The organism is Bacillus sp. FSL R10-2201 (genome assembly GCF_038008665.1).
Lineage (GTDB): Bacteria > Bacillota > Bacilli > Bacillales > Bacillaceae_G > Bacillus_A > Bacillus_A mycoides.
The window spans coordinates 1989208-2002821 of the sequence record NZ_JBBOZP010000001.1; the positions used below are offsets into that span (position 1 = coordinate 1989208).

14 protein-coding genes and 1 pseudogene are annotated in these 13614 nt (G+C 34.9%); 10 read left to right on the top strand and 5 right to left on the bottom strand.

Annotated elements, in window-relative coordinates:
- Positions 1-18 precede the first annotated feature (18 nt).
- Together NSQ69_RS10365 and NSQ69_RS10370 are read left to right on the top strand one after the other, a co-directional pair.
- Positions 19-465: an NUDIX hydrolase gene (locus tag NSQ69_RS10365; RefSeq protein WP_002086031.1), complete on the top strand. Its 447-nt coding sequence runs from the start codon at positions 19-21 to the stop codon at positions 463-465.
- 187 nt (positions 466-652) lie between these two features.
- Positions 653-2128 (top strand): amidase family protein, encoded by a 1476-nt coding sequence (locus tag NSQ69_RS10370; protein ID WP_002186056.1) that lies wholly within the window; start codon positions 653-655, stop codon positions 2126-2128.
- A 49-nt stretch (positions 2129-2177) separates the two neighbouring features.
- Here the strand turns inward: NSQ69_RS10370 and NSQ69_RS10375 are convergent, their stop codons facing one another.
- Positions 2178-3395 (bottom strand): MFS transporter, encoded by a 1218-nt coding sequence (locus NSQ69_RS10375; protein WP_002168568.1) that lies wholly within the window; start codon positions 3393-3395, stop codon positions 2178-2180.
- A 274-nt stretch (positions 3396-3669) separates the two neighbouring features.
- On the opposite strand from NSQ69_RS10375, the gene NSQ69_RS10380 reads away from it, so the two are divergent.
- From NSQ69_RS10380 to NSQ69_RS10410, 7 genes are all read left to right on the top strand, one after another.
- Positions 3670-4098, top strand: a complete 429-nt coding sequence (locus NSQ69_RS10380; RefSeq protein ID WP_002012470.1) for an NfeD family protein — start codon at positions 3670-3672, stop codon at positions 4096-4098.
- A gap of 2 nt (positions 4099-4100) precedes the next feature.
- Positions 4101-5072: an SPFH domain-containing protein gene (locus tag NSQ69_RS10385; protein WP_002012471.1), complete on the top strand. Its 972-nt coding sequence runs from the start codon at positions 4101-4103 to the stop codon at positions 5070-5072.
- Positions 5073-5087: 15 nt separating this feature from the next.
- The gene (gene spoIIP, locus NSQ69_RS10390; protein WP_341099214.1) at positions 5088-6299 is read left to right on the top strand and encodes a stage II sporulation protein P; all 1212 of its coding nucleotides are present in this window, start codon (positions 5088-5090) and stop codon (positions 6297-6299) included.
- A gap of 90 nt (positions 6300-6389) precedes the next feature.
- Positions 6390-6980 (top strand): histidine phosphatase family protein, encoded by a 591-nt coding sequence (locus NSQ69_RS10395; protein ID WP_002127021.1) that lies wholly within the window; start codon positions 6390-6392, stop codon positions 6978-6980.
- A gap of 6 nt (positions 6981-6986) precedes the next feature.
- The gene (locus tag NSQ69_RS10400; protein WP_262449494.1) at positions 6987-7763 is read left to right on the top strand and encodes a Cof-type HAD-IIB family hydrolase; all 777 of its coding nucleotides are present in this window, start codon (positions 6987-6989) and stop codon (positions 7761-7763) included.
- Positions 7764-7910: 147 nt separating this feature from the next.
- Entirely contained in the window at positions 7911-8456 is a 546-nt protein-coding gene (locus tag NSQ69_RS10405) for a MarR family winged helix-turn-helix transcriptional regulator (RefSeq protein WP_002141418.1), read from the top strand.
- Positions 8457-8660: 204 nt separating this feature from the next.
- Positions 8661-9857, top strand: coding sequence for an MFS transporter (locus NSQ69_RS10410; RefSeq protein ID WP_002186051.1), 1197 nt, complete (start codon positions 8661-8663; stop codon positions 9855-9857).
- Here the strand turns inward: NSQ69_RS10410 and NSQ69_RS10415 are convergent.
- Positions 9826-10293 (bottom strand): DinB family protein, encoded by a 468-nt coding sequence (locus NSQ69_RS10415; protein ID WP_341099871.1) that lies wholly within the window; start codon positions 10291-10293, stop codon positions 9826-9828. The two genes, NSQ69_RS10410 and NSQ69_RS10415, sit on opposite strands and share 32 nt — an antisense overlap.
- A gap of 165 nt (positions 10294-10458) precedes the next feature.
- Between NSQ69_RS10415 and alr the strand changes: the two genes are divergently transcribed.
- A complete protein-coding gene (gene alr, locus NSQ69_RS10420; RefSeq protein ID WP_002186049.1) occupies positions 10459-11634 on the top strand; it encodes an alanine racemase in 1176 nt (391 codons plus the stop codon).
- A 31-nt stretch (positions 11635-11665) separates the two neighbouring features.
- Here the strand turns inward: alr and NSQ69_RS27735 are convergent.
- The 3 genes and pseudogenes from NSQ69_RS27735 to NSQ69_RS10430 form a co-directional block, all read right to left on the bottom strand.
- Positions 11666-11800, bottom strand: a pseudogene (locus NSQ69_RS27735) (class I SAM-dependent methyltransferase); the annotation flags it as partial.
- Positions 11793-12659, bottom strand: coding sequence for a GNAT family N-acetyltransferase (locus tag NSQ69_RS10425; RefSeq protein WP_002168563.1), 867 nt, complete (start codon positions 12657-12659; stop codon positions 11793-11795). The pseudogene NSQ69_RS27735 and the gene NSQ69_RS10425, both read right to left, overlap by 8 nt.
- 23 nt (positions 12660-12682) lie before the next feature.
- A complete protein-coding gene (locus tag NSQ69_RS10430; protein ID WP_002127026.1) occupies positions 12683-13561 on the bottom strand; it encodes a phosphotransferase in 879 nt (292 codons plus the stop codon).
- Positions 13562-13614 lie beyond the last annotated feature (53 nt).

A 13614-nucleotide genomic window follows, 5' to 3' on the forward strand; every position in this document is an offset into this window, starting at 1 on the left:
TGAGGGGAGAGGGCTAAGATGACGATGTTATATAAGAAAAAGGTACATGCATATATTACGAGAGAAAAAGAAGGGGCTATGCAACTACTCGTTTTTAAACATCGTGATATACGAGAGGCTGGTATCCAAGTGCCAGGCGGGACGGTAGATGAAGGCGAAACGTTAGAGGCAGCAATTTTACGTGAAGTACAAGAAGAGTCAGGACTACGCCATTTTTGTATCGAGCGCTTCCTTTCTGATTACATTATTTATATGAAAGAAAAAAAGGAATATCAAAAACGTCATTTTTTCCACATTTCATTATTAACAGATGTGAAAGATACGTGGGAACATATAGTAAGTGCTGGTGAGGAAGACAAAGGTTTAGTATTTTGTTATGAATGGGTTGATATTAACAAATGCCCTGAATTAGCAGGTAAACAAGGCGAGTTTTTACATTTGTTAGAAGAGGTATATGTAAAATAATAAAAAGAGTCTGAGGCGATATTGTATTCGTTTCAGACTCTTTTTATTTCTCTGGAAATTAAAGGTTTTTAAACTGGTGAGTTGAATTTCTTTAAAGGGATTGTAGCTGTTTATGCGAGGGGCGGAGAAAATGAAAAAGTAATAGATACATGTCATATATATAAGGGCTTATAAAAGGAGAATGAAAATGGAAATTCAGTTTAATACATTATTGCAAAAAGAATTAACAATTCATGATATTCAAAAGGAAATGGAAGCTGGGAAGTTAACTTCAAAAGAACTAGTCATGTATTATCTTCATAGAATCGCAAAGTATGACCAAGATGGACCGAAAATCAATTCTATTTTAGAAATCAATCCAGATGCTATCTTTATTGCAGAAGCGTTAGATTATGAAAGAAAGACAAAAGGTGTAAGAGGTCCATTACATGGTATACCTGTTTTACTTAAGGATAATATTGAAACGAATGACTCGATGCATACAAGTGCTGGTACGATTGCCCTGGAACAAAATATAAGTAGTGAAGATGCATTTCTCGTTACGAAACTGAGAGAAGCAGGAGCAGTAATAATAGGAAAGACCAATATGACAGAATTAGCAAATGCAATGTCATTTGAAATGTGGGCTGGATATAGTGCAAGAGGTGGACAAACAATAAACCCTTACGGTACAGGTGAGGATGATATGATTGTTGGCGGCTCAAGTACAGGGTCTGCTATAGCAGTTGCTGCTAACTTTACTGTATTATCCGTTGGAACAGAGACAGATGCTTCTATTTTAAGTCCAGCTGTTCAAAACTCGGTTGTAGGTATTAAGCCGACTGTTGGGTTAATTAGTCGTAGTGGAATTATTCCTTTCACTTATTCACAAGATACAGCTGGGCCATTTGCTAGAACGGTAACGGATGCTGCAATTCTATTAGGGAACTTAACGGGAGTGGATGAGATGGATGTAGCCACTCATAAAAGTGAAGGAATGGCATATCAAGATTATACACCTTATCTCGATGTAAATGGATTAAAGGGAGCAAAGATTGGCGTATTTAACAATGCTCCAAAAGACTATTACGAAAATGGTGAGTACGATGAAAAATTGTTTGAGGAAACGATCCAAGTATTACGTAGTGAGGGAGCGACAGTAGTAGAAGATATTGATATTCCGTCTTTTCATAGGGAATGGAGTTGGGGAGTTCCACTTTATGAGCTGAAGCACAGCTTGGATAACTATCTTTCTAAATTACCTTCTACTATTCCAGTACATTCTATTTCGGAGTTAATGGAGTTTAATAAAAACATAGCAGAAAGAGCTTTGAAATATGGACAAACTAAGTTAGAAAGAAGAAAAGATTTTCCTAATACGTTAAGAAATCCAGAATATTTAAACGCAAGATTAGAAGATATATTTTTTTCGCAAAAACAAGGTATTGATTTTGCGTTGGAAAAATATAACCTGGATGCGATACTGTTCCCTTCTTATATAGGATCTACTATATGTGCGAAAGCAGGTTATCCGTCTATAGCAATGCCTGCGGGATATATGGATAATGGGAGGCCTTTTGGAATTACTCTTGCAAGTGCTGCTTTTAGTGAAGGGGCATTAATTAAACTAGCATATGCTTTTGAACAAGCGACAAAACATAGGAAGATTCCCAACTTGTCATGAATAGAATAAACAAAGAGGACAGGAATTCCTGTCCTTTTTGTTTTAATGATTAAAGTGAAATATCTTTCTGCTCCGTCTTCTGATATTTTAATAAGTTAAAGGATAAACAAGCAGAACATAAAATAAGAAAAGCGGCGATAATATAAATAGTACGAACGCCGAACATATCAGTAATAATTCCAACGCTAAGCATAGAAAGACCAGAAGCTGTCGAGAGAAGTGCACCATGAGCTGTATACATCTTCGATAATAAAGAAGGAGTGACGCTTGATTGTAAAACCGTCGTTTGAGAAATATCTCTAATTTGATAACATGGCCCCATTAGAACACAAAGAAATAGAGCAATAAATCCGCTACTTGTCATACCATATAAAAATGTAAGAATACTAAACATAAGAGAGCCTATCGCCATGGAGCGTATTAAATTTTTTTGAATATATGTACTCATTTTCCACGCTAATATCCCACCAATTAATGTGCCGACGTAATAACTTGTGTTAATATATCCCCACCAATCTTCGCCTTTATGAAGAACAGTCGTTACATATGCCATCGTAATAGCACCGATCCATATCGTCCCTGCGAAAGTTTCAATTAAGTCCATAATTGTAACGATGCGCAGAGACGGGTGTTGAAATAACAGTTTCCATCCTTCTAATAATGCAGTAGTTTTCGAAGAAGTGGGTTCTGCTACTCGTTCAGCTTGTATAGATTGTAATGAAAGGTGTAATGTAATACATCCGAAAATCATCAATATGTTATTAATCATGAGTGTCGAAGTAACGCCAATGAGAAGAACAATTATGCTTGTAAATGAGTATGCAGCGGCTTGTATAATTTGTGTTGAAAAGGAAAAGACACTATTTACTTTTACTAATTTTTCTTGTGGTGTTAAGCGCGGGATAACGGCGTATAGTAGAGGAGCGCTCCAGCCACTACATAATGAAATGAAAATAACAAAAGTTAAAAGAGCAGAAATGTTTGTTGATAGTATAGGAAATAATATCATTAACAATATTAAAAGAGCTGTTTTAATCCATTGTAGAGTATATAGCAATGAATAAGATGGAAACCGATTCATTATAAGTGGTGCAGAGGTGTTCGCGATAAGATTTGTGATAACCTGTAATAATGGAAAAAGAGCAGTAATTGTAGCTGATCTAGTTGTGATATAGATGTGAGTTGTAATAATCATTATGTATACAATGTCAGCGAGAGTAATGCATATTTTGGAGCCCAAATAGTAAGTTAGTGAACGTTTAGGCAATAAGAATACCACCTTTCAAATCAATACTTCTTTTAATTTTAATTATTATAATCTGTAAGTTATATTTTTGAAAGAATTAAATTTTTTGTCATTTTTTGAAAGGGATTTTCGTGTATAATGAAGAATATATTAATATAGCATTTTATTAATGCTTGTTGTAACAGCGAATACATATAATAGCTTGTAGCAAACGCCCCCTCTATGAGAAAGGGCGGATAAACCATTCTTTTCTTCATATACATATAGAAAATGAGAAAGAAAGTGAGGGTTGCATATGGCTGGATGGGTGATTTGGTTTATAATAGCGGGTATTTTATTTATTGCAGAAATGTTGTCGATTACGTTTTACATGCTTTGGCTTGGAATTGGAGCTGTTGTCGGAGGTCTTATTGCTTTGTTTGCTCCTGATGCACTATTTTTACAAGTTGTTGTTGGGGCGATTGTAAGTTTAACATTGACTTTCTTTACGAAAAGAATTTCTAAAAACTTTCGAGAAGCAAAAGGTTTTACTGATACAGTAGATAAACTTGTTGGTAAAAAGGGAATTGTTATGCAAACGATTACAAGCGAAGTGAACGGTATTGTGAAAGTGGATGGAGATACTTGGACAGCTATTTCGGATACTCCTATTGATGCTGGAGAAAAAGTCGTTGTTATACAGAGGCATAGTACTATTTTACAAGTGAAAAAGGAGAGTGAATAAATATGGCAGTAGCATTAACGTTAACGATTATTTTCGCATTGATTGTCGTTGTATTTATTGCATTGACAATTAAAATTATTTCTCAGCAAAAAGTTGGGGTCGTTGAAAGGTTTGGTAAATTTCAACGGATTATGCACCCAGGATTAAATATTCTAATCCCAATTGTAGACCGCGTTCGTGTATATCACGATTTACGTATTCAACAAACGAATGTACCACCACAAAAGGTAATAACGAAAGATAATGTACAAGTAGAAATTGATACAATTATTTTCTATCAAATTGTTGAACCAGAGCTTGCGACATATGGTATTTCAAACTATGAATATGGTGTTCGTAATATTACATCTGCAACAATGCGTCAAATTATTGGTAAAATGGAGCTTGATGAAACATTATCAGGTCGTGAAAAAATTTCAACAGAAATTCGTTTAGCACTTGATGAAGCGACAGAAAAATGGGGCGTTCGTATTGAGCGTGTCGAAATAGTCGATATTAATCCACCAAAAGATGTGCAAGTATCAATGGAAAAACAAATGAAAGCAGAACGTAATAAACGTGCGATCATTTTAGAAGCTGAAGCAGCGAAACAAGATAAAGTCCTTCGTGCTGAAGGGGAAAAACAAAGTAAAATTTTAATGGCTGAAGGGGATAAAGAAGCACGTATTCGTGAAGCGGAAGGTATACGAGAAGCGAAAGAATTAGAAGCGCAAGGGGAAGCAAGAGCGATTGAGGAAATTGCAAAAGCAGAACAAAATCGAATTGAGTTACTTCGTGCAGCAGATTTAGATGAGCGCGTACTTGCTTATAAATCATTTGAATCATTGATTGAGGTTGCAAAAGGACCAGCGAATAAAGTCTTTATTCCGTCTAATGCAATTGAAACACTTGGTACTCTTGGGGCAATTGGGGAAATCTTTAAAGAGAAACAAACGAAGAAATTACCTTCGTCAGATACAGAAAAAGAACAATAAGAGTGAGGAAGAGAAATGGGCTGCCATTTCTCTTTTTTTTTTGCGTATATTACGAAAGGCTTGTACATATCCATGTATAAAGAAGGTGATACAGTGAAGAAGTATGCAACCCGTATACATGGGAAGAAACTAATCTCGTTACTCTTTCTATATGCACTAGTCACAATTATTATTGCGTCGATTTTGACGTCGCTTTTACATACAATGAAATCGAATTACGCGAATCAATGGTTTGGAAAAGTATCGATGCAAGGTTTTGTTCAAATGCTAGAAAGTGAGAATCGCTATTACGGATTTGATTATTTTAAGCAGAATAAAAGGGAGTCATTTGGAAATTTAATGTTCTCGATTGCGACGGATTTGAAAATTAAAGATTTAAGAACGTTTGTCGGTAAAGAAGTGCCTGGTATGTCAAAGTATTACTCTAACATTATCGTAGCTGGGGAAGGGACAAACTTTACGAATATCCCAAATGAATCTAGTGTACCGATTGAAGAAGTAACGAAAGAGCGAGAAGTAGCAAAAGATAAAGTTACAGAAGCTGAAAAGAATAATCCGGTTCAGAAAAAGAGCGGAGCGAAAAAAGGTGAAAGTGCAGTATATATTTATCATACACATAGCTGGGAATCTTTCTTTCCGTTATTACCAGGGGCTACCGATCCATCAAGTCCAGATGTAAATGTGTCCTTACTAGGGAAACGTATGAAAGAACAACTTGAAGGACAAGGAATTCCGGTAGTTCATGATAAAACGAATATGGGGGATTTATTAGCGAGTAAAAAATGGAAATGGCCGCAATCATATAAAGCGTCTCATGAATATGTAAAAGAAACATTAGCACAAAATAATAAAATTGCGTTTCCGATTGATATACACCGTGATGATCAGCGGAAGAAGGTAACAACAAAAGTAATTAACGGGAAATCGTATGCAAGATTATATTTTATAATTGGGATGGAAAATGAAGGGCGTGCTGAAAATGAAAAAATTGCAAGAGCAATCAATAGTTATTTAGATGAAAACTATTACGGATTAAGCAGAGGAATCTTTCCAAAGTATAAAAAAGATGGAAATGGCGTTTATAATCAAGATTTATCTAAAAATGCGATGTTAATTGAAGTTGGTGGTGTTGATAATACATTAGATGAATTATATAACACAATTGATGTGTTGACGGAAGCGTTTAGTAAATATTATTGGAACAATGCGGAGAAAGTGAATGGGTGAGGAACGGGAAACCGTTCCTTTTTGTTATGGAAAGGTAAGAGTGTGATATAATGGAATCTTGTGAATATTAAATGAGGAAGTAGGGGGAATATGCAAATAATATTAATACGCCACGGTGAATCAGAAGCTGATATTTTAAATGTACATGAAGGGCGAGCTGACTTTGAATTAACAGAAAAGGGAAGACAGCAAGTGCAAAGACTTGTACAGAAAGTGAAAGCAGATTTCCCGCCAGATTTCATTTGGGCAAGCACATTAAAACGTGCCCGCGAAACTGGTGAAACATTAGCAGGAGGAATTGGGTGCCCAATTCAACTAGAAGAAGAATTAATGGAGTTTAATAATGGGGTACAAGCAGGGTTATCATTTGAAGAAGCGAAAAAATATCCAGAGCCAAAATTTCTTCATGATCGTTTTGAAAACGGGGAATCATTTATTGAATTTAGAATGAGAATAGAAGGAATTTTTTCTAAAATCGTGACAGAGAATACATATGACCGAATTGCAATTGTTGCACACGGTGGTGTAATAAATAGTATTTTACGAGCGTTTTTCCAAATGCCAATTAGCATGGACTATTATTTTAAAATGGGAGATACGGGAATTAGTTTGATTGAACTTACGGATAAACAGAAAACTATTCATTTTATAAATGATACAAATCATTTAGAGGGAATGTAAGAGGATATGTACAAAGCTGTATTTTTCGATGTGGATGGTACTCTTTTAAGTGAGATTGATAGAAGTATGCATGAAAGCACAAAAGAAGCGATACAAAGGTTAATAGATAAAGAAATTCACGTAGTTGTTACAACCGGGAGACCATATAGTTTATGCTCACAATTTAAAGAGCTGGGCATAAATACGTTTATTTCTGCAAATGGTGCACATATAAAATGTGCTGATGAAGTTATACATAAATCGGTACTTTCAAGTGGAATTGTTCATGATATTTCAAATTTCGCTGAATTACATGGTCACAGTGTTTCTTATTTTACAGAGGAATTTGTAATGAATGGTATTGCCTCAAAAGACGAACGTGTAATACGAGCATTAAATGAAACGTTAAATTTAGAGCGGTATCCTGACAAAGTTAGAAACTTATCAGAAGAGATTTATTGTGTATGTCTGTATGCTGATGAAACAGAAGCTCAAAAATTCTTTGAAAGATATCCAGCACTTACGTTTGAACGTTTTCATGGTTACGTTATGAATGTGTTGGAAGATAGTAAAGTATCGAAGCTAACTGCAATTCAAAAGGTATTGGAACATCTGAAAATTTGTAAATCAGAAGCAATTGCTTTTGGTGACGGTGGAAATGATGTTGAGATGTTACAGTATGTAGGACTAGGAATTGCGATGGGGAATGGTGGAGAAGAGTTAAAAACAAGAGCAGATTTCGTTACAAAGAAATCAAGTGAAGGTGGCATTTCTTTTGCTTTAAAAGAGTTTGGGATTATTTAGAAATATTAGTTAGTCAGTGTGAAAAATCCTGTTTTAAAAACAGGATTTTTTTGTCTAACAATATTCTTGCAATAGAAGGAAGAAAATGAGTATAATAAAAAGTAGTTAGGTAAGCTAATTAAATAAAAGAAAGGAGAGTGAAAATGAATGGATTCAAAAAAAGATGCTCTTCCTTTAGGGATTGAGCCTTATGCAGAGTTAATAAAAAAGACAGCATCAGCGGATACGGATCCAATCGCAGCAAAACTTGGTTTGTTAATGTTATGGACGTCTGATAATGTTCTAGATGCAGTTGACGTAGATTTAGCTCCGCTTGGTATTTCAGAAAGTAAATTAGATTTTTTACTGTTGTTTATTTTGCGTGAAATGGAATCGAATGGGGGAGAAGTGAACATGAGCCCTTCGGATATTGCGAGCCGATTAGGGATTACACGTGCTTCTGTCACTGGCTTATTAGATTGGATGGAGAAACGAGAGTTAATCGTAAGATTCAATCATTCTGAAGATCGAAGAAGATTAAAGGTGAAAATTACTCCGAAAGGAAAAGAACTAGTTGCGCATTCTTTACCGACTTTTTGGTTATCTTGCGCGTCGTTAGTTGATGACTTTAGTCAAGAAGAGCGTCAAACTTTAGAGAAGCTATTAAATAAAATGCAAGTAACTATGCAGAAGAAATTAGGAGAAGGCAGATAAAGAAGTTGATTGTGTGAGTCAACTTTTTTATTTAGACATATAATTAGGCTACCTTATTATATGTCTAGCTAATTTGATAAAGGGTGGTGATATGTCTTTTAACGTAAACAAATTAAGTAAGTGTTAAAGGAATGTCGTTTTGAGTAGTTTACTTTAGATGTTTTAAACCGATGGGGAAAATCATTGTAAGGGGGAGATTTTATGATGGAAATATCAAAAGAAGTAAATAGTGAAAGGAATTACACAATAATGACAGCGGTGTTATGTTGGGCGGGCATGGTAGTTATGTCCAGCCTATATGTGACGATTCCTTTAACCGCTCTATTTTCAGACCTTTTTAAGGTTTCATTAGCACAATCTGCGGCTACAGGCAGTATATTTTCTGTTGGCTTTGCTATAGGTTGTTTGTTATTTGGGGCAATCTCTGATAAATATGGGAGAAAAAAAGTGATCTTTATTGGACTGCTTGCACTGTCGATTGTTTCTTTTTTCTTGGGGATTGTGGATAGTTTATTTTGGCTTGTTATTCTTCGAGGGTTACAGGGGATAGCAGCAGCTACATTTTCTCCAGTAGCGTTAGCTTACGTTGTAGAAATGTTTCCATTAGAAAAAAAGGTTACAACAATAGGGTTTGTTAGTACCGGTTTTTTAGTAGCTGGAATTGCAGGGCAAGTAATAAGTACAGCTGTTAGTCAGCATTTTGGATGGCATATGGTGTTCTTTCTTCTTAGTATTGTCTATATCATTACTGCTGTATTGGTTCATTATTCTCTTCCGAAAGGGGAAACGTCTCAATCCAATACTGATATTTTGGGACCAATTAAACAGATGGGTAAAGCTTTTACACATAAAAGCTTAGTATTGAGCTATATGATTGCATTTGTTTTATTAATGGCTTTTGTTAACATGTATACTGTTTTAGGGAATTATTTGAGCAGTCCTACTTACAATTTAACTCCAGAACAAATTCTTTATTTTCGCTTAGCGGGGCTATTTGGTATGTTGCTGTCACCACTTGCGGGTCGTTTAACAAAGAGGTTCGGAGTAAGGCAAGTTCTTCAGGGCGGATTGTTGGTCGCTATTTTTAGTTTAAGTTCAATGGGCTTTATTTCGAACCTGCCGCTACTTGTAATGATGAGCATCTGTTTTGTAATAGGTATTGCTATATCCGTTCCATCGTTAGTTTCTCTTGTTGGCCAATTAGGAGGGGAAGCAAGGGGAATAGCAGTTTCTATTTATACATTTATTTTATTTTTAGGAACTAGTATAGGACCTATTATTTCTATTTATCTTATGAAAATAGGAGACTATGCTCAGACGTTTGTTTTATTGGGATTGATACTCTTTATTGGTTTTGTTTTCGCTCTTTTTATTCGAATAAAGGAATGCAAGGATCTTTAATATGCTCACATAATAAAATATGAATTTGCCCGCGATGATGATAAAAATGTGCAACGATTTCAAGCAACCATTCGAATCGAGAGTAAGAAATACCCCAATAAGCAGTCATAATTTCCGCTAATTCTTCATTGGAATAGGATAAAAAAGTTTTAGAAAGTAAATCGTACCCTTGTATCATCGTTTGCTCTATTTGAGTAATTGTTTCTGGTGTTTGTTCTATATAAAAGGTATGTAAGTCTTTTTCCGTAATACCATTTAATATGAGTAAATCAGCATGGAAAATAAGGGAAAGATGTGTGCACATTTCAAATAATGACCGCTTTGATTCAATCGGCTTTATTTTCAAATCACTTTCAGTATATTGGTTCAGTATTTGAATGGAAGTATCGATAGCAATTTTAACTTGATTCAATGCAGATGGAACAAACGTTGTAATTATTCTCACCTCCGTATATAATAGTTTCTTAAGGGTATTATATCATACTCAAAATTCCGAAAATTCTAGTAGTTTGACTAGCATAGTGAAAAGTATTATATTGTAAAAGGTCATATGAAACGTGAAATAGAATGGAATGTAATTATTGAGTTAGGAGTTAGACCAATGAGCTTGAAATATGGAAGAGATACAATTGTTGAAGTTGACTTAAATGCGGTAAAACATAATGTAAAAGAATTTAAAAAACGTGTGAATGATGAAAATATTGCAATGATGGCTGCTGTAAAAGCGAATGGGTATGGTCATGGGGCAGTTGAAGTTGCGAAATCGGCTATTGAAGCAGGAATAAACCAACTTGCAGTTGCATTTGTAGATGAAGCAATTGAATTAAGAGAAGCTGGAATCACTGTACCTATTTTAATTTTAGGATATACACCAGTAGCAGCTGTAGAAGATGTAATTCAATATGACGTTATGATGACTGTTTATAGAGTAGAAGATTTACAAGGTATAGATGAAGTTGCAAACCATCTTCAAAAGAAAGTGCGAATTCATGTGAAAATTGATACAGGAATGAGCCGTATTGGTTTACAGGAAGAAGAAGTTAAACCGTTTTTTGAAGAGTTAAAACGTATGCGATATGTAGAAGTAGTAGGGATGTTTACACATTACTCTACCGCTGATGAAATAGATAAAACTTATACAAATATGCAAACAAGTTTGTTTGAGAAAGCTGTAAATACAGCGGAAGAATTAGGAATTCATTTTCCATATATTCATAGTTCAAACAGTGCAGGATCAATGGAACTTAGTAACACATTTCAAAATATGGTTCGTGTCGGTATTGGAATTTACGGTATGTATCCTTCAAGAGAAGTGGATCATACAGTTGCTTCCTTACAGCCAGCGTTGTCTTTAAAATCAAAAGTAGCTCATGTTAAACATGCGAAGAAAAATCGTGGTGTTAGCTATGGGAATACTTATGTAACAACGGGCGAAGAATGGATTGCAACTGTACCGATTGGTTATGCTGATGGTTATAATCGTCAGCTATCTAATAAAGGGAATGCACTAATAAACGGAGTACGAGTACCTGTAATTGGCCGTGTTTGTATGGATCAGCTTATGCTAGATGTTACAAATGCAATGCCAGTACAAGTAGGAGACGAAGTTGTATTCTACGGCAAACAAGGTGAAGAAGAGATTGCGGTGGAAGAAATAGCAGATATGTTAGGTACAATTAATTATGAAGTTACATGCATGTTGGATAGAAGAATTCCACGTGTTTATAAAAAAAATGATGAAACGACTGCGGTTGTAAATATACTAAGAAAAAAATAAGAAAAAACTGAATCGATATGATTCAGTTTTTTTATTTTTGACAAATGAAAAATGTTCTATTTATACCGTGTAGTTGTATATTGTTACATCCTACAGATTTTAAAGAGGTAATAATTTCGTCTCTAAAATAACATGATTCCTCGGTAGAAAAGTCACTCCTATTCCAACAATCTATAATAATCATACTTTGTCATAATTTCAAAACCACATTGTGTATATAGTTTTAAAGCATTGTTATTTTTCGTTTCGACGTCTAGTTCAATTGTTGAAACACCTTCTGTAATAAGTGTATGTACCATATAACTAAGAATATCTTTACCATATCCTTTACCTTGATAAGAAGGATGAACTGCAAATCCTGATAGTGTAGTAGATTGCTCTTGCTCAGTAACTGTAATCGTTCCTATCACTTTTTCATCGATAAGAGCACTGTAAACTTGATGGGAAGATGAATTCATCATCTTTTGTAACCATGTGGATGTATTTGCTGCCGAATCTCCAAAAGCTTCACTAGCGATTTCTATAAGATCAGGAAGTAATTCAGAAGATGCAACGGTAAGATTAATATTATTTTTCATTGTTTTTTGTGCTTCGTTTGTTTTGAACTCCATACCGTATTCACTGTATAAATAAGGAAAGTTCATTTGTTTTGCAAATGATTTCCCTGAAATAGAGTCACCATTAATTATAAGAAGGGCTTCATCTGCCTCTCTTTTTTGTATTTCTTTCATTGCGGTTTGTAAAAGAGTAGTGCCTATATGTTGTTTCCTATAGTTCGGATGAACAAACCCTATTAACTCCAGTTTTGTTGGTCTCTCAAAGTCATACATACTTAATGCGCCGATTAATTGAGTATCATCATAAAATAGAAAATCATTTACCACTTCTATATTACGGGCAGTTAAAAAGTTTATATGTAAATCTGACGAGTAATCAATTTGATCGTGTTGTCCGCAAATATGAGATAAATCTTTCATTTGCTGAATTTCGTTTGCTGTTAAAGATTTCTTTTGTTCAATATTCATTTCATAATCCCTCTCATTCGTATTTAAAAATAGGATGGATGACGCAACCACTTGTCTAACTCCACACTGCCCTGAACAGATAATAACCGGTACAAATATCGATAGGGATGTCTACATTCTTCAAGACGAGGAATGGGCATAATGGTTTCGTAACCTTGTTTAAAAGCATGAGCCTCTTTTTCTGTAAGTACATATTCTAATCCAATAAAATCAAACTCTCGTGGAGCAATTGCATAAGCTTCTGTATCTACTAAACCAGTAATAGATTGATCATCTGATAAAAACTGGGTAGGATCCATATCAATTAAAACGAGTGTAGATTCCTTCGGTGACGGCAAGGAAGATAGCTGTGACTCAAAAGTATGAAATGCGTTTTGGATGCTCGCGTTATCGGAATAGAACCTATTTACAAGATCTTTACTGACTTTTAATATGTGAGATTTAAATTCTTCTAGTGGAATGTGGAAAGTATTTGATGGGTTTCCTATAAACTCTGCTTGAAACGAATGAATTTCTGCTAGTCCTTTTCCAAGGCTGAATAAAATAGAATCAGGTTGTCCGAAAAATGATTGCAGCGTATTTCCGGTTAGTTTTTCGACGATTACATACTCTCGCTCATTTAAAACATGTTTTTGCAAAATAGTCGGGATGGGCAAGGTAGTATGCTTTTTCAATAATGCGTGTATTGTTTCTAAATGATGTACATGCCTTGGATCAATTCCAAAAAGGTTTTTACATCCCCACCAAAAATCATTGTTGGGCTCTTCAGTCATTTTTGAGGAACGAACAATAACTTCTTCAGTTTCTGTTTTAACAAGAAACACGTCGCTTGCATGGTCTTCATAGCCCGGATGTAGTGCTTGAACAGATATAATAGGTGAAATGAATAGTTGTTGTAGCATGAAAGGACTCCTTATTCTGTAAATTCTATAAATTCATTATATAACAGAATATG